At 49.4% G+C, this 21,800-nt stretch carries 19 protein-coding genes; 6 read left to right on the plus strand and 13 right to left on the minus strand.

Going from position 1 to position 21,800, the window contains the following annotated elements; all coding sequences use genetic code 11:
- Together flgM and E1189_RS10805 are read left to right on the plus strand one after the other, a co-directional pair.
- A partial coding sequence (flgM, locus tag E1189_RS10800) for a flagellar biosynthesis anti-sigma factor FlgM (protein ID WP_155160222.1) occupies positions 1-416 on the plus strand: 416 nt, incomplete at its 5' end.
- A 27-nt stretch (positions 417-443) separates the two neighbouring features.
- Positions 444-911 (plus strand): flagellar protein FlgN, encoded by a 468-nt coding sequence (locus tag E1189_RS10805; protein WP_155160225.1) that lies wholly within the window; start codon positions 444-446, stop codon positions 909-911.
- Between the two features lie 7 nt (positions 912-918).
- Here E1189_RS10805 and E1189_RS10810 read toward each other — a convergent pair whose 3' ends face one another.
- The 9 genes from E1189_RS10810 to E1189_RS10850 all read right to left on the minus strand — a co-directional run bounded on the left by E1189_RS10810 (position 919) and on the right by E1189_RS10850 (position 10,297).
- Positions 919-1,893: a DUF2608 domain-containing protein gene (locus tag E1189_RS10810; protein ID WP_155160227.1), complete on the minus strand. Its 975-nt coding sequence runs from the start codon at positions 1,891-1,893 to the stop codon at positions 919-921.
- Between the two features lie 166 nt (positions 1,894-2,059).
- Entirely contained in the window at positions 2,060-2,500 is a 441-nt protein-coding gene (locus E1189_RS10815; protein WP_155160229.1) for a hypothetical protein, read from the minus strand.
- Positions 2,501-2,513: 13 nt separating this feature from the next.
- The gene (gene fliI / locus E1189_RS10820; protein WP_155160231.1) at positions 2,514-3,869 is read right to left on the minus strand and encodes a flagellar protein export ATPase FliI; all 1,356 of its coding nucleotides are present in this window, start codon (positions 3,867-3,869) and stop codon (positions 2,514-2,516) included.
- Positions 3,866-4,711 carry a FliH/SctL family protein gene (locus tag E1189_RS10825; RefSeq protein WP_155160233.1) on the minus strand — a complete coding sequence of 282 codons (846 nt, stop codon included), beginning with the start codon at positions 4,709-4,711 and terminating at the stop codon, positions 3,866-3,868. The genes fliI and E1189_RS10825 overlap by 4 nt, the downstream gene beginning before the upstream one ends.
- Positions 4,712-4,742: 31 nt before the next feature.
- Positions 4,743-5,762, minus strand: coding sequence for a flagellar motor switch protein FliG (gene fliG / locus E1189_RS10830; RefSeq protein WP_155160235.1), 1,020 nt, complete (start codon positions 5,760-5,762; stop codon positions 4,743-4,745).
- Positions 5,755-7,413 (minus strand): flagellar basal-body MS-ring/collar protein FliF, encoded by a 1,659-nt coding sequence (gene fliF / locus E1189_RS10835; protein ID WP_155160236.1) that lies wholly within the window; start codon positions 7,411-7,413, stop codon positions 5,755-5,757. Before fliF ends, fliG begins: the two co-directional genes overlap by 8 nt.
- 21 nt (positions 7,414-7,434) lie before the next feature.
- A complete protein-coding gene (gene fliE / locus E1189_RS10840; RefSeq protein WP_155160238.1) occupies positions 7,435-7,746 on the minus strand; it encodes a flagellar hook-basal body complex protein FliE in 312 nt (103 codons plus the stop codon).
- A gap of 20 nt (positions 7,747-7,766) precedes the next feature.
- Positions 7,767-9,080: a sigma-54-dependent transcriptional regulator gene (locus E1189_RS10845; RefSeq protein WP_155160240.1), complete on the minus strand. Its 1,314-nt coding sequence runs from the start codon at positions 9,078-9,080 to the stop codon at positions 7,767-7,769.
- A gap of 290 nt (positions 9,081-9,370) precedes the next feature.
- A complete protein-coding gene (locus E1189_RS10850; protein ID WP_155160242.1) occupies positions 9,371-10,297 on the minus strand; it encodes a MotY family protein in 927 nt (308 codons plus the stop codon).
- 186 nt (positions 10,298-10,483) lie between these two features.
- Here E1189_RS10850 and E1189_RS10855 point away from each other — a divergent pair, with 186 nt between their 5' ends.
- Positions 10,484-11,485, plus strand: coding sequence for a family 20 glycosylhydrolase (locus E1189_RS10855; protein ID WP_155160244.1), 1,002 nt, complete (start codon positions 10,484-10,486; stop codon positions 11,483-11,485).
- A 38-nt stretch (positions 11,486-11,523) separates the two neighbouring features.
- On the opposite strand, the gene E1189_RS10860 is transcribed toward E1189_RS10855, so the two are convergent.
- The 4 genes from E1189_RS10860 to E1189_RS10875 form a co-directional block, all read right to left on the minus strand.
- Positions 11,524-12,864 carry a DUF1329 domain-containing protein gene (locus tag E1189_RS10860; protein ID WP_155160246.1) on the minus strand — a complete coding sequence of 447 codons (1,341 nt, stop codon included), beginning with the start codon at positions 12,862-12,864 and terminating at the stop codon, positions 11,524-11,526.
- A gap of 204 nt (positions 12,865-13,068) precedes the next feature.
- Positions 13,069-16,161 carry an efflux RND transporter permease subunit gene (locus tag E1189_RS10865; protein ID WP_155160249.1) on the minus strand — a complete coding sequence of 1,031 codons (3,093 nt, stop codon included), beginning with the start codon at positions 16,159-16,161 and terminating at the stop codon, positions 13,069-13,071.
- Entirely contained in the window at positions 16,158-17,246 is a 1,089-nt protein-coding gene (locus tag E1189_RS10870) for an efflux RND transporter periplasmic adaptor subunit (protein ID WP_155160251.1), read from the minus strand. The genes E1189_RS10865 and E1189_RS10870 overlap by 4 nt, the downstream gene beginning before the upstream one ends.
- A gap of 355 nt (positions 17,247-17,601) precedes the next feature.
- Positions 17,602-18,132, minus strand: a complete 531-nt coding sequence (locus tag E1189_RS10875; protein WP_329601982.1) for a YehS family protein — start codon at positions 18,130-18,132, stop codon at positions 17,602-17,604.
- Positions 18,133-18,271: 139 nt separating this feature from the next.
- Here E1189_RS10875 and E1189_RS10880 point away from each other — a divergent pair, with 139 nt between their 5' ends.
- The 3 genes from E1189_RS10880 (at position 18,272) to E1189_RS10890 (ending at position 21,790) form a co-directional block, all read left to right on the plus strand.
- A complete protein-coding gene (locus E1189_RS10880; RefSeq protein WP_196221375.1) occupies positions 18,272-18,994 on the plus strand; it encodes an energy transducer TonB in 723 nt (240 codons plus the stop codon).
- A 261-nt stretch (positions 18,995-19,255) separates the two neighbouring features.
- Complete coding sequence (locus E1189_RS10885) at positions 19,256-19,906, plus strand: helix-turn-helix transcriptional regulator (protein WP_155160256.1); 651 nt, start codon at positions 19,256-19,258, stop codon at positions 19,904-19,906.
- 393 nt (positions 19,907-20,299) lie between these two features.
- Positions 20,300-21,790: an oligopeptide:H+ symporter gene (locus E1189_RS10890; protein WP_155160258.1), complete on the plus strand. Its 1,491-nt coding sequence runs from the start codon at positions 20,300-20,302 to the stop codon at positions 21,788-21,790.
- Positions 21,791-21,800 lie beyond the last annotated feature (10 nt).

Genomic DNA, 21,800 nt, shown 5'->3' on the forward strand with positions numbered 1-21,800 from the left:
ATATGAATGAATTAAATTCACATTACCCCTTAAGCCCTGTCGGACATTCGCCGAAAGGCAATAATAAGAGTGCCAGTTTTGGAGCCGATATGGGTGATTCCGACAGAATAAGATCCCGCACAGGGCCTGCAGCCATTCCCCGAAAGTCAGTTGCTGGTGCTGCCACAAAAAGTGCCCCCTCTGCGCCATCTTCCAGTAACAGCAATAGTTCCGATAAGGTCGAACTCAGTACCGGTGCCAGGCTACTTGAGGCACTGGGCGGTGAACTGGAAGCTCTGCAGGATGTAGACCTTGCCAAGGTCGAAGAAGTACAGGAAGCCATTCGGCAGGGGAAAATGCCGGTGAATCATGAACAGTTGGCCAATCGTATGCAGGGCCTGTTTAACCAGCTTCCTGTTGACAAAGATCGCTCATAACAAACATTTTTCCGGGAACTCTGATACATGGATGCCATCGCCCGTAATCTTCTTGATGCCCGCACTCTATTCGAAAGTCTGGAAAGTACCCTGTTGGCTCAGCACCGTTACCTGTTAGAGAGGAATATGGTGGAGGTGGAGAACTCTGCCAATCAGCTTAGGGTGTATGTGGACCGTATTCGTTTAAATGCCCATCGCAGAAACCAGCAGCTTGTCAGCGCAGGGTTATCGGCGGATGATGCAGGCATGCGCCAGCACATTCAAAGTCTGCCTGAAGTCCAAAAAATAACAACTGAGCAACTATGGCAGGATCTCGAGGCACGAGTAGGGCGTTGCAGAGAATTAAATATCGTGAACGGGCGTTTGCAGGGGCGCTTGAGGGTCGTAACCTCTAAACTGCTCGAATTGCTATGGGGACAGCTACCCGGGCGGTCTTACAATCGTTCCGGGCAGCTGAACCAGCTTGCTGTTCCTAAAGGCATCTCTGATGCTTAAACGCTTATTATATGACTGTACACTTGAGCGCTCCGCCTCCAGAGTAAGGAACGGGTTCCGGAATCTCTGGCATAGATGTGGACTTGTATATACTGGATTCCTGTGTGCCTGAAGCCCGCTTTTTGTGCTCTTCCAGTTTGGCGTGATCGACATCTTTAATTGCTTTTGCTGTCTTGAAAATCATCCCTTCCGAGCGTTTCAGGTGCTGTCCTCGTGGCTTGGGCCGAAGCGCTGCAAGCTTAAGGGTTTCTTCTGGTATTGAGCAGGTGCAGCTTGAGTCCGAGTGTAGATCAACATTCAGATAACAACAGATTTGTGTCTGATAGGTTTTTCTCTCCCGGAATTGTGCAAAAAACAAAGTACGTGTCACGCTTTCGACCTGATCTTCTGTGTTATCCACAAATACAACAGAGCCAAATACTTGTGCCTGTTTTCTCTCCAAAGCTTTAATGAGTTGTTCGACATACTTACCTTTATGTCTTGCAGAGACGTAAACCACGTTGTTTTGGATACATAAAGCCCGTCCTTGCGACTCGGAGAGTTTGTCTTTGAGAGTTTGGTTCAGGTCGTCGGCGTAGACTGGGTTGGTATCACTGACCAGTCGAATACCGGCTGCTTTCAGTTCATTCTCTGTTTGTTTGATAATGTTAAGCAAACGGCTGGTCACTGCGATAACATGGATATCCCTTTGGCTGAGTAGCCAGTTTACGGTGTCTATGGTTTTTGGGGGAATAGAGTACCTGGGCGGATGACCTAGAATGGTGCCATCAATATCTACAAGAGCCAGGCAGGGAAGCACTTGCTCGCCATATCGGGCGCGGTTATACAACATGGCTGGTATTCGTGAAATGCAATCAATCTCGACTTCCACCAGGCGGGTTTTGAAAGTGGGATCATAGAAATCATTGTCGATCGTCACACCTTCCTGCGAGTAAAACTGCTGAGTGTTGGTAAATGCTTTTGAGTCGTATCCTACGGCCATATCTCCACTCCCTGATATACAATGGTTAAAGTCATTAGGGAGGGAAAAATGTGAAAGGTTTCTGAGATGTTAGCAGGGCTGATAAGGAGGTTAGAAGCCATATCAAAATCGGGTTCAGACTTTTAAAATGGCTTCTGGGGTTTGGGTACTTATGATCCGCTTGGCTCTAATGTCTGGCCAGCTGGGCGGCAACCTGATCATCCAATACCGTCTGTTCTTTACGGGCTGCTTGCTGACGCTGCCGGGACCGTAGCTTCTCCAAAACCTTTTCCATGGTTTTGATTTTTTGCTGCTCTTTTAAAGCCTCTTCCTGACACTGCTGATAAGCAATCTCTTCCAGTTTTACCTGTTCTCTCTGTAGCTCTTTAACATCCAGAAGCAGCTTACGAAAACCCGCCTGATTTGTAAGATTCATGGGTTTTTGGGCGGCAGGTTTTAAACGGTACTCTTCAAGAGCTGAACTGAGCTTTTCAAACTGCAGCTTCTGGGTGCGTAAGAGCATGGCGGATTGATGGGCGCGCAGGCGTGCATGATCAAAGCGGGTTCGCTGATGAGTCAGGCATTTATCCAGCAGGTGAATGCTTCTGTCGGTCACGTTGTTGTTCATGGCACATCCCTGTTTATTGTTTTACTAACGCGTCAGTCGTTGACGCGGATGCAGGAGCAACCTGCTCCACAGGCCAGATAGACAACAGTTGGCTGATGCTGTTTTCCCTGTCTATCTGTTCAAACATCCCCTGTCGTAAGTAGCCTTGCAGCAGGGGGTGAAGTTCCATAGCGCGATCCAGCTCTTGGTCAGAACCTTTCTGGTAAGCGCCTATTGCAATTAAATCCTGCAGCTGTAAATAACGGCTATAGGTGTGCCGGAAGGTCTGCATATATTGTTGGTGCTGTTCACTGGTGATGGCGGGAACGGAGCGGCTGATGGATGCTCCGATATCAATCGCTGGATAGTGGCCGGAGTCGGCCAGCTCTCGACTCAACACAATATGTCCATCAAGCACTGAGCGTGCCGCATCGGCTACGGGGTCCTGTTGGTCATCTCCTTCTGCGAGAACTGTATAAAATGCTGTAATGGAACCACTGCCCACAGAGCCATTGCCTGCACGCTCCACCAGTTTGGGGATCAAGGCAAACACTGAGGGTGGATAACCTTTTGATGTTGGTGGTTCTCCTACAGATAGTGCAATTTCCCGCTGAGCCTGTGCATAACGAGTGAGGGAATCCATCAATAGCAGGACATCCTTGCCCTGATCCCGAAAATATTCCGCAATACGATGGCACAACTGGGCTGCCCGAAGGCGCATAACCGGTGAAGAATCTGCCGGTGCAGCAATTACGAGGGAACGTTTCAGGCCATTGTGCCCAAGTGTTTGTTCAATAAACTCTTTCACTTCCCGGCCGCGCTCACCAATCATTCCGACAATAGTGATATCTGCTGCTGTATTGCGTGTCATCATACCCAGCAGTACGCTTTTTCCCACGCCACTGCCGGCAAACAAGCCCATGCGCTGACCTTTGCCCACAGTGAGAAGGCCGTTAATCGCTCGCACACCGACATCCAGAGGTGCTGAGATGGGTTTTCGACTGAGTGGGTTAATGGGCTCGGCGTGGAGCCGAATATTCTCCTTGGTGGCAATGGGCGGTTTACCATCCAATGGTTGACCAAGGCCATCCAATACCCGGCCAAGCAGGGCCTCACCCACAGGAATATCGCAGTCATCGGAGAGGGGTTTTACCCTGTCACCGGGGCGCAGGCCTGTCGGGTTAGTGAGAGGCATCAGAAAATGCCGCTCACCGCTGAAACCAATCACTTCTGCTTCCACCTGCTGTTCACCACTGCCCTGAATCAGACAGCGATCACCGGTTGCCAGATAGCAGCCTGTGGCTTCCAGCAGCAGGCCGCTCATACGTTTCAGGCGACCATGGGTATGTGCGGCGGGTAAACGACGGATAGCGTCCAGAAGGCTGCTCATGAGAGGTGCTTCTCAAGTTCTTCAGGCAGCTGCTGGCGGATGAGGTCAAGGCAGTCGCTCATACGTTGTTCAAGGCTGGCTTGTGCTTCTGAGTGCTCGGCTTCCACATGACAGTCACCGGGAGCAACTTCGGGTGCGGGCACTATAGAGCAGCGTTCTCGTATATCCGGATGTAGCTGTACAAGCTTTTCTGCATCAACAGGATTAAGGTGAACCTGAAAATGACCGCTGTTGTTGGGGAGTTGTTGCAAGGTGTCTTCTATAACTCTATGGATGTGTTCCGGGCGATTACGCAACTCCAGCCGTGTGACGTGTTGCACGACAGTGTGAATCACTTCCGTCAGCCAGTGAGATAATGCCCTGCGGTGCTCTTCACTGAGTTTTCGCATTTGAGCGAGTTGGTTGTCCATCTGCTGCTGTAGAAACTCCATGTCCTGCTTGCCGTGTTCAACACCTTGGGAGTAGCCCTGTTCAAGTCCCTGAGCGTGACCGTCTTCCTGACCTTTAAGCAAACCTTCACTGTGACCCTGACGAAAACCTTTTTCTTTCCCTTGTTCCAGACCTTGTTGGTAACCATCTTCCTGAGCTTTTTGCATGCCTTCTTTGTAGCCTGTCCGAAAGCCGTCCTGATGGGCGGCTTGCTGAACCTCTTCCGATGGTTGGGGAGTCTGGCTGGTTTGAGGTGCTGTGTGGGGAACATGGTCAGTGACTACTGCAGAAGGCGCATCCGCTTCTTGTAAAGGGAGCTTTTGCTGAGCCGATGCATTACGGGCAAAAGCAGGAAAATGCACCTTTTCCGTTTTGTTGTTTTCGGGCTTGATAACTTTCCCAATGGTTTTCATAAGCCGTTCCCTGGTGATTCTCTCTGGATTATCACTCGATCATTTCTTCGTCTTGAGCACTGAGCTCTATCTCGCCGGCATCCGCCAGGCGTCTTGCCGCATCAAGAATTTCCTGACGAGCCTTTTGCACCTGACTGGCACGCACACTGCCGAGGTTTTCAATATCGTTCTGTAAGTAACGGGCAGTACGCTTGGCCATATTTGCCAGAATCTTGCTCATGAGCTTGTCGGATGCACCTTTCAATGCCAGTGACAGGATTTCCTGAGATACTTCTGACACTACCCGGGCAAGGTTGTCGTCGGTAAGTTTGGTGAGATGCTCGAATACAAACATCTGGTCTTCTATCTGTTCAGCCAGAGAGGTGTCATTGCCTTTAAAGTGTTCCAGTAACTGCTTGGCAGACTTTTCATTCATGCGGTTCATAAGGTCGGCAACCTGGCGTAAACCACCTACCGATGTGTTATGGCTGGCAGTCATCTTCACCATGTTCTGGTCGAACATATCGTTGAGTTCTTGCAAAATTGCAGGGTGAAGTTCATCCAGCCTGGCAATGCGGGAGAGCAGCTCACGGTGAGAATCTATAGGGAGCTTCTGTAAGACAGCCGACGCCTGATCAGCATCCAGATAGGCAAGAACAACGGCTTGGAGTTGCGGGTGCTCGTTGGAAATCATCTCGGCAATCATGGAGGTGTCCATCCACTTGAGCATCTCCAGAGAGTTGTTGGTATTCTCTTCGTTGAATACGCTGCTCAACAGGTTATTCGCCTCTTTTACCGGCAGTGCCCGAGTCAGACTTTTTTCCAGAAACTGTTTGGTGCCACCCAGAAGGCCGGATTCGTAACGATATTCGTGGAAAAACTGGCCGAGCACCGGTTGCACTTCTTCTCGCTTAAGGGGAGGCATTGCGGCCATAGCCATCGTGACCTGACGAATCTCCTGTTGAGACATATGTTTGAAAATTTCTGCAGCCCCTTCCGGACCAAGGCTGAGCATCAGCACAGCCACATTTCTGGTTCCGGAACCGGCAATATTCAGTCTTTCATCATTCATTATTTTTCATCCACATCTTGGCGACCTGAGCAACGCGGGCAGGCTCTTTCTGTGCGAGCTTACGGGCGCTGCTCATTTGAGTGTCGAAATCGGCTACTTCTGGTGGAAGAAGAGCCATGGATTCGTCCAGATACATATCATCTTGACTAGCCTGAGGCGCCGCTAAAGACTGTGGTGCCTGAATCAAGGGTGGTGGGTTAGCAACTCGATTAACCAGTGGACGTAGCAGGAAAACAATCACGCAAAAGCTCAGGAATCCGCCAATACCATAACGCAGGTAGGTGATAATCTGAGGCTGTTGCCACCATGGGATTTCCGGAATTTCTGTCACTTCTGGCTTTACGAATCCTGCGCTGTGAATACTGATTTGATCCTGCCGTTCACTGTCGAAGCCCACTGCATCCTGAACCAGTTGTTTAAGTTGAGCAGTGTCAGGTGCTGTACCCTCTTCAAAGGAAGATTGGTTGAGGATAACTGCAATACTGAGTCGTTTAACCCGCCCCTGCTGTTGGGTGACTTTTTTGATAACGCGATCCAGTTCGTAATTGCGGGTGTATTCCTTTTGCCCCTGAACTGTTTCACTGGCTTCGCTGTCTGCTCCGGTTTGAGGCGGTATGTTGCTAAGGGCTCCGGGTACACCTGCTGTGGCCTCACTGTTATTGCCGGTTTCCCTGCCGTACTCACTGCGAATAACTCGGCGGTTACTGGGGTCAAATTGCTCTGAAGTTTGCTCGATACGGTTGAAATCGACGTCGGCTGTCACCTGTACCCGGTAATTGTCGATACCGACGATAGGCTCAAGCAGATTACTGATGCGGTTGGTGTAGTTGGCTTCAACTTTACGGCTGTATTCCAGTTGTTTGTTGGCCATGCCGAAGCCACCGTCATCTACCGTCAGATCTCGGCTGAGGAGGTTGCCTTTCTGATCAATTACCGAGATATTTTCACGGGGAAGGCCCGTCACACTGCTGGCAATAAGATTGACGATGGCTTCAACCTGAGAACGATCCAAACGGTGTCCGGGCAATAACTCAACAAAAACAGAGGCTGTGGGCTTCTCGGTTTTGCGTACAAACGAGCTTTTCTTGGGGATTGCCAGATGAACACGGGCGTTACGCACGGGCTTCAGGCTGATAATCGTTCTTGCCAGTTCTCCAGCCTGTCCCTGACGATAACGCACGTTCTCCATAAATTGGCTGGTGCCGAGGGAAGGGTCTTCTCCCAGACTATCCAACCCTTCCGGTTGTTCCTGAGTAATTCCGGCGGATGCCAGTTTAATACGGGCTTCGGATATGCGGCTGGAGTCCACCATCACCTGACCGCTCTGAGGATGGATACGGAACTTGATGTTTTCCTGTTTGAGTACGCCGGTCACGCTGGAAACATCGTACAGCTCCTGGCTTCCGTACAACGGCTGATAAGCAGTGCTCTGCGACCACAAAAACGACACGATCCCCATAGCCAATGAACCCGCCAGGACAACAATCAGCATAAGCTGGGAGCGGGGACTGTTGTGCAGCATGGTCACTAGGGCCATAAGCAGCTGCTTACCACGGCTCTGTTCCTGCTCGGTGGCTGGAGTGGTCTGTTCACCGTCAGGTTGCGGGCTTTGGGCTGGAGCCTGTGTTTCTGGAGCTAACGCACTATTCATTATTATCTGCCTGAACCGTTATTAAACCTGCATACGCATCACTTCTTCATAAGCGGATACAACTTTGTTGCGAACTTGAAGCAAGGACTGGAAAGCCAGACTGGATTTTTGCGAAGCGATCATGGCGCCGAGCAAGTCATCACTCGCCCCGGTTTCCACTGCTTCCATCCGGTTGCTGGAATCCTGCTGCAGGCTGTTCACGTGGTTGAGCACCTGTTTCATGATGTCGTCGAACCCAGGTGTTTTGGAGCTGGCAGGTTGCCCTTCAGTGACCCCACTGGCGATAGGGGTCTGTTGAAACAGCGATTGAATCTGTGTGTTGGATTCGATCATCCCTCGCTCCTTTTGCTGTTTTAAAATTGTTGTGGAAGGCTGGCAGGCATGGATGGGTCAATGCCATAGTGCCGCATCTCCGCCAGTTTGTTACGCAGAGTACGGGTAGTGATCCCTAATGCTTGTGCCGTTTTTTCCCGACGGCCGGAGTACTGTTGCAAGGCCGCGACAATGTGCTGGTATTCTGCTTTACGACAATGTTCTTCCAGGCTTTCGGTGTTGAAACCCATCGTCGTTTTTTCCAGACTTCCCTCAAGCATGAGGTCTTCAACATCGATTTCCGGGAAGCGACTGATAATCAGTGCCCGTTGAATAATGTTCTCCAGCTCGCGCACATTACCGGGCCAACTGTGCAGGGTGAGTTTTCTGGCGGCTTCATCTGAGAGCGTTTTGTCACTGTCTGCGCAGGTCAGAAAGTGTTGGGCCAGAGGCACAATATCTTCAGGACGCTCATTGAGTGGCAGGCAACGCAGAGGGAACACGTTCAGGCGGTAGAACAGGTCTTCTCGAAAGGAGCCTTCTTTCACCCGTTTGTCGAGGTTCTGGTTGGTGGCGGCAATAATGCGAATGTCCAGCTTGATACTTTGGGTACTGCCAATGCGCTCTACTTCCCGCTGTTGCAGTACTCTCAGCAATTTGGCTTGCAGGTGCAGCGGCATTTCGCCAATTTCATCAAGAAACAGAGTGCTCTGGTTGGCTTGCTCAAACTTGCCGGGGCGGGCGGTATAGGCACCGGTGAAAGCGCCTTTTACATAACCAAACAGCTCTGATTCTAACAGGTGTTCAGGAATGGCAGCACAGTTAATGGCCACCATGGTTTGCGCACGGCGGGAGGAGTGGCGATGAATATAGCCCGCGAGAATCTCTTTGCCGGTGCCGCTTTCACCCGTGATCAATGCCGTGGCATCGGATTTAGCTACTTGTTCTGCCAGTTGATAGAGGTGCTTGCTGGCGGAAGCTTCGGCAATGATATGGCTTTTATCGGTTGTACGTTGAATCAGCTGGTTGGTCAGTTCCTGCAATCGCCCTATGTCTAATGGGCGGGGAAGGTACTCACTGGCTCCCGCTTTGATCAGAGATACCGCCTGATCAATATTCGGAGAGTCAGTGGTAACAACGACCGAGGGCGTATGGCGGCTGGTTTTTAGCTGGGCGATAAATTGTTCAATAGAGAGATCGGGCAGATGAGAGTCGGTGACAATGACATCCATGCAACGGCTCTTGAGCAAGGTGAAAGCCTGCTGGGCGTTATCTGCAGTGAACGTTCTGCAGGGGAGCGATGTGAGCGGGGCAATGCAATGCTTTCCCACCAGTAAAATACTGTATTCGTACATATCCCTGTACCGCGCCTCGCTTTTTTTCACAGGAGGCGTTACTCGCCCTGAACCGTGAGGGTGTTATACAGGTGAAATAAAACGAGGAGATATAAAATGATTTTTGTATTAACAATTGAAATATAGAGGAATAAAAAATGGCCATAAGGATCTGAAGTAGATCATTTCGCTATTTAAACGTAGTTAGTTATCTCTAATTAGGATATTAGGCAAGGGCATTTCTGACAGACTTCTATCAATTTACCCATATATTTCCGGGCGATTGTCAGATTTTTAAAGGTAGGGATCGCTTATTTTGAGAAGAATGTTTGTGGGTCTGGTGGGGTGTTCTTCCGTATCAGACGCACTTCCACTCGGCGGTTTTGTGCACGCCCAGCAGCTGTATTGTTTGTGGCAACAGGGTAGCGGTCCGAGTGGAAGCGAGTTTTGATTTTATCTTCGGGAATGCCCAGATACTGTAGATAGCTGGCTATGCTGTCAGCCCTGTCTTTGGCGATTTGCAGATTATCCAAATGATGACCAGCACTGTCGGTATGACCGTCCACAAGGACTTCCACAATATTTTCATCGGCGCTTACATAAGTGGCCAGATCGCTCAGATTGTCGGCAAAACGAGGCTGTGGACGCGTTTTGCCACTTGAGAATTGCACTCGCAGAAGGCTGATCTGATCGAAGCTGGCGGGTAGCAGGTTGTTTCTGCAACCCTGAAAAGCCAGTGCCGACTGGTGGATTCCAGTGCTGCTGAGGGTAATGGAGTGTTGCCCTTTGGCATTATCCAGAACGACCTTTCCCCACTCCCCTGTCATCAGCCCACGCAGAAGACCTTCCGCACCATTGGGTTGATAAGGATTCTGCGGGGACACGGTTCCTTTACCCTGTTCTATAGGTTTGCCATTGGGCTTCCACGGAGGCGACGTGCGAATCAGTGTCAGAGTGCCGGAGCTGCTTCTGTCACCGCTATACATACTCAGACTGAGAGGATGACCGGCACGGGCGATAAATTCGATGTAACCGTTATTGATGGATTGTGTGAGGTAGCAGGCGAATCGGTTGCCTCTGCTTTGCCAGTTGGATTGATCTATGTCGATCAGCTGGGTTGAGACTTTCGGTGATGCGTCTTGCAGTGGGTTCGACAGGATAGGCTGGCTCCAAATGAGAGCAATGATCGCCAGATACTGAATTCTGTCAGTTTTATTGAGGATACATCTGAACATCATCCCTGCCTTCTTTCTGTACTCGTGGGAAATCCGTTAATTAAGTGAATAGCAGATCGGCTAGTCTTTGGGGTGTATAAGAGCTTCAATCTGACAAAAGCTGATAAAAATCAATGGGTTTTGACGCTTTTGTGGCAGTTCGGATAGTTACTCACAGTTGCTCCCGCAGCATGCACAGAAGGATGACGCATGGGATTGTTAGATAACGTATTAGTACCAGATGGCGGTGATTGGGGCGGAGTTCCCTGGCGCGTTGTACACCTTGTTGGCTATACAAAGCCCGAGGATTTGAAGAGTCTGGGTAAGTATTTAAAAACGCTGGCGCGTCTGGGCGTGAATAATATAATTCTGGCCATTGATTATGAATTTGATTATCAGAATGATCCAGATATGGCTCGAGGAGAAGGCTTTATTGGCGCTGATGAGGCTAAAGCCTTTGCTGAACAAGCACGAAAATTTAATATCGAAGTGATTCCCCAATTTCATTGTGTAAGTCATCAATCCTGGAATGAACACGTCTTTCCACTTCTCAAGAAATACCCTGAGCTTGATGTGACTCCTGGCCTTTACCCTGACAATGAAGGCATTGAATCCCGAGAGTGGGACCCAACCCATCCCAAGCTCTACCCCATTCTGTTTGCCATGTTTGATGAGCTTATAGAAGCCTTTGATTCCAAAGCCTTTCATATCGGCATGGATGAGGTGTTTCTGGTAGGTTCGCGTAATGCCACTTTTTTTAAAGATATGGATGTGGATGAAGCTTTTGCCTATGGTATTAATCGTATCCATGAACACCTTGCCAGTAAGCAGCAACAGGTACTTATGTGGGGGGACCGACTGGTCTGTGGCCAAACTCACCCACTGGGTATTTCATTTTCCTGCCGAGATGGGATAAGTGATGCGTTAAAGCTCATCCCAAAAGATATCATCATCTGTGACTGGCAGATGGAGCGCCGTAAAGACTTTGAAACCATGGCGGATTTTGTTGAAGAGGGCTTTCGTGTTCTTCCTGTCAGCTGGAAAGATACAGGTGCAATTGAAGATTCCCTGCGCTACAGCACACTGATCAACAGTCCCAATATTATTGGTCGTGTATTTACTACCTGGCGGGAAGAAGAGGGCAGGCCTGATCACTATGGTCCGCTGATTGAAGGGGTAAAACTGATTAAGATGTATACGAATAATAAGTAGGCCACCAAGCCCTTCTTGTGGCCTGTCAAAAAGTACAGTTAACGACGACCTTCACGACGCAGAGCGCTGGCGGTGAAGTCCCGTTTCTTCACTTGCGGATTAAAGTTGTACTCATCTTCCTGATTGTTCAGACCATCAACAAAGTAGCGACCGTGGTTTAAATCGTAAATAACTTCTGCAGTACTCGTGAACAGAGGAATCTCGTAGTAATTAATAGGGTGAGCTTCCTGATACTTGATCAGCTTGCCGGCCTCGTCATAGATATCCACCATCAGAATCTGCCAGCTGTCTTCATCAATATAAAAACGGCGTTTAGCGTATGGGTGCTGCAAGCCAGTTCTGAGGGTGGCATCCACAACCCAAACCCGGTGAGGTTCAAAGCGCAGCAGGTCAGGATTCAGGGATTTGGGTTTGAGTATATCATCATACCGAACGTCGCCAGAGTGCAGCTTGTAACTGTTGTAAGGCACGTAGAACTCTTTTCGCCCTTGTAGCTCCCAGTCGTAACGGTCCAGTGAGCCGTTAAACATGTCGACCGTATCAGCTGTGAGCATACCACCAGTATCTGGCATCACATCATCATATGCGAGCTTAGGCAGACGGCGCACCTTTCGCTGGCCGGGGGTGTACTGCCAGGCTTTACGGGGCGAAGTGATCTGGTCGATGGTTTCTTTCACCAGCAGGGCGGTACCCGTGTTTCGCACCGGAGCCAAAATCTTGTGTTTATAGAAGAACAGTGTGTTACCAAGGGTCTCGGATGCAATTCCTTCAACACCGTAGTTAAACAAAAGCGTACGCTCCAGCCTGGCCAGCGTGTAGGAGCCATCAGGCTGAACGATTGTGCGGTTACCGGTGTAGTTCAGGGCTTCACCACGGTAGCGCATGGTGTGGTTCCAAATCGCTTCCTGACCATTTTGGGGTACTGGGAAGGGAATACCTGCTGTGACACCAGACACCCCGTGGCCGCGATAAGTCAGTTCTGCAGTGCTCGCATTTTTGATGCTGCTTTCGTAAATCCGTTCTGGTAACGAGACGGAGCGGCGACTGGGATAAACGTTGATATTGTAATTGGCGTTGTTCACAAACAGGGCGATGGTACCTTCACTGAGCATGTGCTTGTACTGATCCAGATTTCTCTGGCTGATAACCGTGATGATTTTATCATCTGCAAAGGGGTCAGGGTGCTGTTTACCAGGTGTATATCCTTCGGGGATTTTGGTAATACCACCTGTCCACCTGGGGATTGTTCCGTCTTCGTTGGCGGCAAGAATGGCGCCGACAGGAGAGAGAGAATCATTCAAGGCCGCGGATGCCGTAGAGGATATGAAAGCGGCACCTGTTGTTAGCACTCCAAACATTGCATAAAGCAGGGATTTCATAGATACAGTCTCAGTAGTTTTTATTAGTTCAGACTGAATGATCAATTTTCAGTGATAGATTCAGCACCACTGCAAATGACATTTTTGTGTCGTTTATGTACCCAAAATGTACACGGCGAAGTTTGCCTATCTGCTACTCATAGAGCAAGAGGGAATTTATGCCTGTCGTGAGGAACGATAGTTTCTCCCGACAGGCATGAGTTATCAGATTGCTGCCTGAAGATCCTGCTTCAATTGGTGGGCAATATGCTCAGGGGAGGTGGTGCGTCGTGCCAACAGGTTGTACATGGAAGGCACAACAACAATGGTTAGAACACTGGAAATCAGTACCCCAAAGAAGATTACGATACCAATAGCAATACGGGATTCAGCCCCGGCACCTGTAGATAGCATCAATGGAATAGAGCTGGCTACTGTGGTGAGTGCCGTCATCAGAATCGGACGCAGGCGAAGCCTTGAAGCTTCAATGATTGCCTGCTCGAAGCTGCGGCCACGGTCGCGGAGCTGGTTAATAAACTCCACAATCAGAATGCCGTTCTTGGTAGCCAGACCAATCAACATAATCATGGCCAGCTGGCTGTAGATGTTGAGGGTTTCCCCTGTTACCAGCAAACCGCCAAGGGCACCGGCCAGGCCCAGTGGAACGGTGAGCATAACCACAAAGGGATGAACAAAGCTTTCAAACTGAGCAGCCAGTACCAGGAAAACGATCAGCATCGCCAGACCAAATACCGTCATAATGGAGCTTTGATTAGAGCGGTAGCTGAAAGAGTCACCCTTGTAGTTCACAATGACATCTGCTGGCAGGTTATCCATCACAGACTGATCCAGAAATTGCAGGGCATCTCCAAGGGAGTAATCTCCAACCAGGTTCGCAGACAAAGTGATCGCACGATTACGATTGTAATGACGTAGTTGTGCAGCCTTGCCCACCTCTTCAATGCTAACCAGATTATCCAGTCGAATCAGCTCCCCGGTAGTATGGGATCGTACATACAGCTTGGAAAGGTCGCTGGTAGAGAGGATTTCACTGTCAGGAGCCTTCAGGAAGACGTTGTATTCTTCACCTCGTTCCATAAAGGTTGTGGTGTTTTTACCACCCAGCATGATTTCCAGAGTTGAGCCAATAGAGGAGGCTGAAACACCCAGCTGCTGGGCCCGCTCTTTGTTAATACTGATTTCGATCTGGGGCTGATTCTGGTTGAAGTCGAGGCTGACATCGGTAAGCCCGGGGTTGTCTTCCGCAATCTTCTTCAGTGTATCTGCCCACTGGGTTAGCTGATCAAAAGAGCCGCCGCCAAGAACAAATTGAACAGGCGCTTCAGAACGACCACCAATACTGGAACGCATGACCGGGAAGGCCTGCACATTGGGAATGGACGACAGTTCTGTACGCAGTTCTCTGGCCAGAGTGAAAGCATCGACATCCCGCTCGTTCCAGTCTTTCAGAGTGAGAATCAACATACCGGAACTGTCGCCACTGGCACCCCAGCCCGGGGTTTGCAGCATCATACTGTCGAGCACATTCTGTCCCAGGCGTGGCAACAGCTTCGCTTCAATCTCCTCCATGCTTTTGGACATGGTGTCGTAGCTGGCTCCTTCCGGGCCACGTACCATAACAAACAGATTGCCTCTATCTTCTGGTGGTGTGAAGGTCTGGGGGATTTGGGGGTAGATAACAGCTGTCGTTCCAAGGGATGCCAGCAGAAGAACCAGCCCCAGCCAGCGCCGTTTTACAAACACAGTGACCAGCTTTTCGTAGCCGTTTTCCATCTTGGTAAATACGGCATCTGTCAGACGACCGGCCAGAGATGGTTTCACATTAAGTTTCAGCAGTTTGGAGCTCAACATGGGAGACAGTGTCAGGGCGATCAGGCTTGAAAACACCACAGCACCGGCCAGAGTGAGGGCATATTCCGAGAACAGTCGACCAACGGTGCCCCCCATAAAGACAATAGGCACAAAGGTCATAACCAGCACCAGAGTAGTTGCGATAACCGCAAAACCCACCTCCCGTGCGCCGTGCCAGGCGGCTGCAAGAGGTGTTTTACCCATCTCCAGATGACGGTGAATGTTTTCCAGCACAACGATGGCGTCGTCTACCACGAGACCAATGGCCAGAACCAGTGCCAGCAGCGTCAGCATATTGATGGAGTACCCCATCATATACAGCACGATAAAGGCCGCTATCAGGGAAACAGGTACTGTTACTGCTGGAATCAGCGTTGCGCGCACGTTACCAAGGAAGATATACAGAACCAGAATAACCAGCCCCATTGTCATCACCAGAGTGGACTGAACCTGATCAATGGCGCCTTGAATAAATACAGAGGCATCGTACTGAACAGAAAGCTTTGTACCTTCTGGCAGAAATGGAGTAACGGCTTCCACTTCTTTTTTGACGTTGGCGATAACATCAAATGGGTTTGCATCAGAGATGGGAACCATCGATAGCAAAACCACGTTATGGCCATCAGCCTTGGTCAGAGACTGCTCTTCTTGAGCACCAGTGCGAACATGAGCGACATCTTTCAGATAAACGGTAGACTGTCCATCCTGACGCACAACCAGCTGTTGAAAAGTGTCTACGGTGTCGTAATCCCGCATCACACGCACCGGAATGGAGCGCTGGCTACCACGGATTTTACCGCCGGGAAGCTCCACGTTTTCACGGCGCAGAGCCGCCTGAATATCGTCTGCTGTAATACCACGGGCGGCCATGGCGGCCGGGTCCAGCTCCACACGCATAACATAATCGCGGGTGCCGTAAAGGTCCACCGAGCTCACACCGCTCACCAGCGAGAAGCGATCCTGCAGAATACGTTTGGCGTAATCGGTCAGTTCGATCGGGGACATCGTATCACTTTGCAGAGACAGGCGAAGAACCGCATCACCATTACCGCTGTTTTTCCATACGATTGGAGACTCAGCGTCGTCTGGTAAGCGCCATGCCGCGCGGGACATGGCTTCTCGGATGTCGTTGGCCGCTACCTCCATATCCGTGTCTGGCGTGAAGGTCACAGAGATGATGGAGGAGCCTTGACGACTGCGGCTCTCTACCGATTCAATGCCGCGAATCCCCCCCAGCCGATCTTCCAGCACATTCGTGATTTTTGATTCTATAACCTCAGATGAGGCCTGACCGTAACTGGTCACAATAGTCACCGAAGGCTGGCTTACGTCCGGCAGTTCCCGAATGGGAAGGCCGAGAAAGGCAATGATGCCAAACGTAATCAGCAGCAGACTGATGACCGTGGCGAACACCGGCCGCTTAATGGAAAGTTCAGATAAAATCATGAGTGGTTTTCCCCGCCTTCCCTGGCATTGGAGGCTACGTTTGCGTCAATAACGTTCACTGAAATGCCATCCCGTGCCTTGACCACACCCTCATCCACAATGCGGTCACCGGGTTTCAGGCCATCCAGCACTGAGATGCTTTCTTCAAAAGACTCACCTGTGGTAATAAAGTTTTTGTGGACAACACTATCGGCATCAATCACATACACATACTTTTTGTTACCATCGAACATGATGCTGCGAGCGGGTACGGAAAGGGTATTCTGGGCTTTTTGCTGGACAGAGATGCGTACCATCATGCCAGGGCGTAATTGGCCGTTGGCATTATCAAGTACGGCACGGGCGGTGTAAGTCAGATTGTTTGGGTTGATGCGTGGATTGATGGTATCGATGGTGCCGGTGAATATCTCATCCGGCCACGCATCTGTCACAGCGATGATCTTTGTACCCGGTGCAACACGGCTCAGACTGTTTTCTGGCAAATCGAAAAAGAGTTTCATTACCGAGAGGTCATCCAGAGTGGTGATGCTCTGGTTAGCAGACAGCAGTGCTCCGGTGCTGGTGTCACTGAATCCCAGAACACCGCTGAAAGGGGCTGTCAGAGTGAGATAGGACAACGCAGCCTCTTCGCGGGCTAACACTGCTCTTGCTTTATCCACTACCGCCTGCTGAGCTTGCAGCTGATCTTTGGAAATGGCTTTGGTGTTGTACAGGTTGGTTGAGTTGTTGAGTTGGCGAACGGCATCACTCAACGTAACTTTCGCCTCCTTCACTCTGGCACTCTGTTCTCGGTTGTCCAGAGATACAAGAACATCCCCCTCATTCACAAATAACCCATCCTCAATATTCAGGCTTGATACCCGACCACTGACTTGGGAAACAACGGATACGGCCTGATTGGCTTTTAATGTGCCTAAGGCCGGAATATCCTGGCTGACAAGAGTGTTTTCAACGATAGCTGCTGTAACCGTAGGGCTGGGGGGCTTTCGTTGACCAGAGGCGTTGGCCGACGTAGTCAGTATGGACAGGGAGATAACCGTTATCGCCAGAAAGGCAAAGGGTGTTTGCTTAAAGCAATTGCGCATGAGTGAGTGCCAGAAGTTCAGATTTGTAGGTGTATTCAGTATTTTATCTTTACCGCTGCGCTAAAGGGGTAAGGGAAAACACCTAATGCGTTCGGCGGTGAAAACGTGTGGGCATTAAACAAAAACTTTGTCGCGCAAATGTCTTTGCTTCGGCGAGATTTGTCACAATGTGTCTCAGAATTATTGTAAGTACCCGGACCATTGCTTTCGCATAATGATGGCGAGTGGATTTTTCGCTTTTCAAGGAACAACGTCGGGAGCGTAGCCCGCTACGTGATAAGAGTTTAGAGGTGGGGACTGTAGAGGAGGTGTAGAGAAAGGCAGAGAGTTCCCCCCTGCCTTGTTGACAAGAATGTTACGATTGAGCTCTTACAACCTTGGGTTTTGCAGGCTGGGATTTGGCTGGCTTGTCTTTTACTTCCGGACGGTACTTCAAAGTCAGACCTGTGATAAAATTACGCAGAAACTGGTTTCCACATTCCTTATAGTTTCTGTGGCCTTTTTTACGGAAAATGGCAGATAATTCGGATTTTGAGACTTCAAAATCGGCCAGTTTCATAATGTCGATGATATCGGTGTCTTTTAGTTCTAAAGCAATGCGCAGTTTGCGGAGCACTTCGTTTTTGGAAAGCAGGGCACCTTTTGGAAGATAGTTGGGTTTGCGACCTTCCTGTGCCCCCCGGCGATGGATAATCAAGCCATCCAGAAAGCGGGACAATATGTCATCGTGGCAAAGCACGTAACCTTCTTCATCCTCTTTACGCATCAGGTTGAAAAGGTGGTAAGCGGGAATGTCGTGCTCGGCCAGCTTGAAAATAGCGACCATCTCTTTGTCGCTTAGATTCAGGGCAAAACGCAGGCGGCGCAACACATCATTGGCAATCACAGGGTTATATTTCCGGTCACAACTGTTTAACGCACTATTATATCGGATGTCTGGCAGTGACACAGGTGGAAACTTACTTATTTCACAGGTACTTTGTGCTTCCGTCTGGCACTACCTCTGGAGCGATTTTAAAAGGGCTATGTCGAAATCTATTGCCGTATCCACGGTTTTCTCTGTTATTGCTCATATTGGCATTGGCGTCGCACTGACTGCTTTACAAAAGCCCAACTCTACGGTGTTGCAGGTAGCTCCCGCACAGAAAACAAGAGTGAATGTGCAGCTGGTTCAAGCCCCGACTCCCATGCCCTCTATTTCAGAAGAGCCCCAAAAGCATATAGTCACTACGACAGCTCCTTCTGATTTTCATAAGCAGACAGCTCATAAAAAAAAGGTGGAGAAAAGAACGCCCCCCAAGCCTGATAAAACATTGCCGACCCACGCTGTCAAACCGGCTCCTCCAAAGGCCCCCTCCAGAGAGGGTGAGTCTAAACCTTCTCCTAAAGTTATTACGAAAAATGTCAGCTCTGAAGCGGTGGAAAGCAAGGTTGAAGAAGCCCCTGTACAGGGAGCTTCAAGTGAATATCGTAGAATCGACAAACCGCAGTTGGCTGGTCGCCAGGTTCAGCCTGCCTACCCCTACCGCGCCAGAAAACTGCACCATCAGGGAACTGTGATTCTGGACATAAAGCTGGATGAGAAGGGCAAGATCGTAACCCTGGAGGTAGAGAAAACTTCTGGATACCGTTCTCTGGATAAGGCAGCTGTTTCAGCCGTGGGCCGCTGGCGCTTTCAACCATTGATAGAAAATGGCCATGGAGTTCGTTCACGGGTCAGGGTTCCTGTGCGTTTTCGATTGGGGTGATAAGAACCCAAACCATTGTTTTCGTATAGTCTGTCAGCGTCTTTTTCCGCTCTTGCTGCGTCACAACTCTGGACACGTAGTGAGCTAAGCTCCTGATGTTGTTTCCTTGAAGAGCGAAAAAGTGCCCTCGCCATCATTATGCGGAAGCAATCGTCCGGGTACTTATACTTTAGTTAAGTTTACTTAATTTGATTTAAGGCAAGATAAGAATAAGTCCAATCAACTATAAGTAAGAGCAGAATTTTAAAAACAGGTGGTTTTATGGACCCCGATCTAAATGATTATCGAACAGGCAATTTGAAGCCTTATTTTGTTATTGCTGATTTTATTGCCGCATTTATTGGGCCTCATTGTGAGGTTGTCCTGCATTCTCTGGAAAATGTTCAAAGCTCAGTGGTTTATATCGTGAACGGTCACAATACGAACCGAAGGCTGGGCGCACCTATGACTGACTTAGGTATTAAACAAGTTACAGAAATGCGCAGAACTGGCAACCTCATTACCGGCAATTATTTTACCCACAACAGGGATGGCTCCCTGCTAAAATCCATATCCTGTGGATGTATTGATAATGATAAAAATCTCATTGGTTTTTTATGTATCAATATGAACCTTGACTGCCCATTTCCAGAAATTATCAAAACTATGATGCCGGGTATGGACAGCCAGTCTGAAGTGCTTGATGAGAAGTTTAACCATGATATGGATGAGCTTCTTGTTACTGTCACTGACCAAGTGATTCATGAAGTTTCCAACGACAGGGCAATTCCCCTGAAGCAAAAAAACAGATGTATTGTTCATGAGTTGTTCGATCGCGGAATATTCCAGATTAAAGGTGCACCGCAGTATATTGCTGACCAACTCAATGTGACCAAGCATTCAGTTTATAAGTATTATAGAGAAGTGAAGTAAACTTAAGTGGTCATATATATCCAGAGAAAGCCGGAAAAATTGTCCGGCTTTTTTGTAGGTGAATTTTCTGTGTAACCGTACATCAAACGTATACATTGCCCCTCCTTCCTGTGCAGCTGATCGATAGAAATTTTTAACTGAGTAGGTGATTGCAGTATTCAGGTGTGCCTTCTTACCTGCTGCATAGGCAACTTGTCGTATAATTCGCAATCCTGTGCGTAACCTCCATATACACAAAGTTCTGAAGTAAAGGCCTAATGGTGGAAATTGTTGTTTTTATTTTCTGAATAGTTTTTTTTTCTGCACTCGTCAGTTTGTGCGTGAATATTTTTTAGAGGGTTTACCTCAGGGATATCTGGCTATTTCTGGAACACCTCAGACACAGGATTTTGCATGACACAGTCTCTCAATGTAATGAAACAGCTTAGGCCGTTTTATCTCATATTTTTCATCGAACTCTGGGAGCGCTTTGGTTACTACGGCCTACAAGCCATTCTGGCGCTTTACTTTGTTAAAGAACTGGGCATGGACGATGCACAATCCTTCGTCACCTTTGGTGCCTTCAGCGCCATGGTGTATGGCCTGGTGGCCATCGGTGGTTTTATTGGTGACAAGGTTCTCGGCACCAAGCGTACAATGACCCTCGGTGCGATTGTTCTTGCTCTCGGTTATGTACTGATGGCTGCAGCCGGTCATAACATAACGATTGTTTATCTCGCACTGGCATCCATTGCTGTAGGTAACGGTCTGTTCAAGGCGAACCCATCCAGCCTTCTGGGCAAGTGCTATGAGGAAGGCGATGCTCGCCTGGATGGTGCATTCACTATGTACTACATGTCTGTGAATATCGGCTCATTTATCTCCATGATTCTGGTACCCATCATCTCAGACCACTACGGCTGGAGCCTGAGCTTTATGACCAGCGCTGTTGGTCTGTTTATGGCGCTGGCTATCTACGCCCTGATGCGTAACTGGGTTGCTGGCTACGGTTCCGAGCCAGACTTCAAGCCTGTGAACAAGTCTGCTCTGTCTATTGTTCTGGCGGGTGTTGTTGTTGCTATCTTCGTAGCTGCGTTCTTGCTGAAGCACCTGATGGCGGCCAAGGCCCTGCTGGCAATCGTTGGTGCTGGTGTTATCGCCGTACTGCTGAAGGAAATCTTCGCTGCCCGTGGCGCTGAGCGCAGCAAGATGACTGTTGCCCTGATCCTGATGGTTGAAGCGATTGTGTTCTTCGTGATGTACATGCAGATGCCTACATCTTTGAACTTCTTCGCGATCAAGAACGTTGAACACAGCATTCTGGGTATTGCTGTTAACCCTGTGACTTTCCAGTCCCTGAACCCATTCTGGATCATGCTGGCAAGCCCTGTTCTGGCTTATATCTATAACGCAGCCGGTCAGAAAAAAGGTTCCGGCATGACAATGCCTGTGAAGTTTGCTCTGGGTATGCTGTTCACTGCAGCCAGCTTCCTGATACTGCCCGTAGCGGCCAAGTTTGCTAACGACGCAGGTATTGTTTCTTCTTACTGGATGGTCATAACCTACTTCTTCCAGTCTATTGGTGAACTGCTGATTTCCGGTCTGGGTCTGGCGATGATTGCCCAGCTGCTGCCTTCACGCCTGCACGGCTTCGCCATGGGCGCATGGTTCCTGACAACGTCTGCGGCATCTGTTATCGCGGGTTATGTGGCAGGCTTTGCATCTGTAAACGCTGGCGATGTGGCAACCCCTTTGCAGACTCTGCCGGTTTACAGCCACTTCTTTGAAACTATGGGCTTGATCAGCCTGGCTGTTGGCCTGCTGATGGTGGTAACAGCCCCTGTGCTGAACCGCATGATCAATGCCAGGGACACTGACGAAGACGCTGCTCTGGCAACTGTCTGATACTGCTTTA

This window comes from Parendozoicomonas verongulae, assembly GCF_009711465.1.
Classification (GTDB): domain Bacteria; phylum Pseudomonadota; class Gammaproteobacteria; order Pseudomonadales; family Endozoicomonadaceae; genus Sansalvadorimonas; species Sansalvadorimonas verongulae.

Coding starts and splice junctions, on each gene's coding strand:
- E1189_RS10805 (WP_155160225.1), top strand. CDS start 444: ATGGATGCCATCGCCCGTAATCTTCTTGATGCCCGCACTCTATTCGAA.
- E1189_RS10810 (WP_155160227.1), bottom strand. CDS start 1,893: ATGGCCGTAGGATACGACTCAAAAGCATTTACCAACACTCAGCAGTTT.
- E1189_RS10815 (WP_155160229.1), bottom strand. CDS start 2,500: ATGAACAACAACGTGACCGACAGAAGCATTCACCTGCTGGATAAATGC.
- fliI (WP_155160231.1), bottom strand. CDS start 3,869: ATGAGCAGCCTTCTGGACGCTATCCGTCGTTTACCCGCCGCACATACC.
- E1189_RS10825 (WP_155160233.1), bottom strand. CDS start 4,711: ATGAAAACCATTGGGAAAGTTATCAAGCCCGAAAACAACAAAACGGAA.
- fliG (WP_155160235.1), bottom strand. CDS start 5,762: ATGAATGATGAAAGACTGAATATTGCCGGTTCCGGAACCAGAAATGTG.
- fliF (WP_155160236.1), bottom strand. CDS start 7,413: ATGAATAGTGCGTTAGCTCCAGAAACACAGGCTCCAGCCCAAAGCCCG.
- fliE (WP_155160238.1), bottom strand. CDS start 7,746: ATGATCGAATCCAACACACAGATTCAATCGCTGTTTCAACAGACCCCT.
- E1189_RS10845 (WP_155160240.1), bottom strand. CDS start 9,080: ATGTACGAATACAGTATTTTACTGGTGGGAAAGCATTGCATTGCCCCG.
- E1189_RS10850 (WP_155160242.1), bottom strand. CDS start 10,297: ATGATGTTCAGATGTATCCTCAATAAAACTGACAGAATTCAGTATCTG.
- E1189_RS10855 (WP_155160244.1), top strand. CDS start 10,484: ATGGGATTGTTAGATAACGTATTAGTACCAGATGGCGGTGATTGGGGC.
- E1189_RS10860 (WP_155160246.1), bottom strand. CDS start 12,864: ATGAAATCCCTGCTTTATGCAATGTTTGGAGTGCTAACAACAGGTGCC.
- E1189_RS10865 (WP_155160249.1), bottom strand. CDS start 16,161: ATGATTTTATCTGAACTTTCCATTAAGCGGCCGGTGTTCGCCACGGTC.
- E1189_RS10870 (WP_155160251.1), bottom strand. CDS start 17,246: ATGCGCAATTGCTTTAAGCAAACACCCTTTGCCTTTCTGGCGATAACG.
- E1189_RS10880 (WP_196221375.1), top strand. CDS start 18,272: ATGTCGAAATCTATTGCCGTATCCACGGTTTTCTCTGTTATTGCTCAT.
- E1189_RS10885 (WP_155160256.1), top strand. CDS start 19,256: ATGGACCCCGATCTAAATGATTATCGAACAGGCAATTTGAAGCCTTAT.
- E1189_RS10890 (WP_155160258.1), top strand. CDS start 20,300: ATGACACAGTCTCTCAATGTAATGAAACAGCTTAGGCCGTTTTATCTC.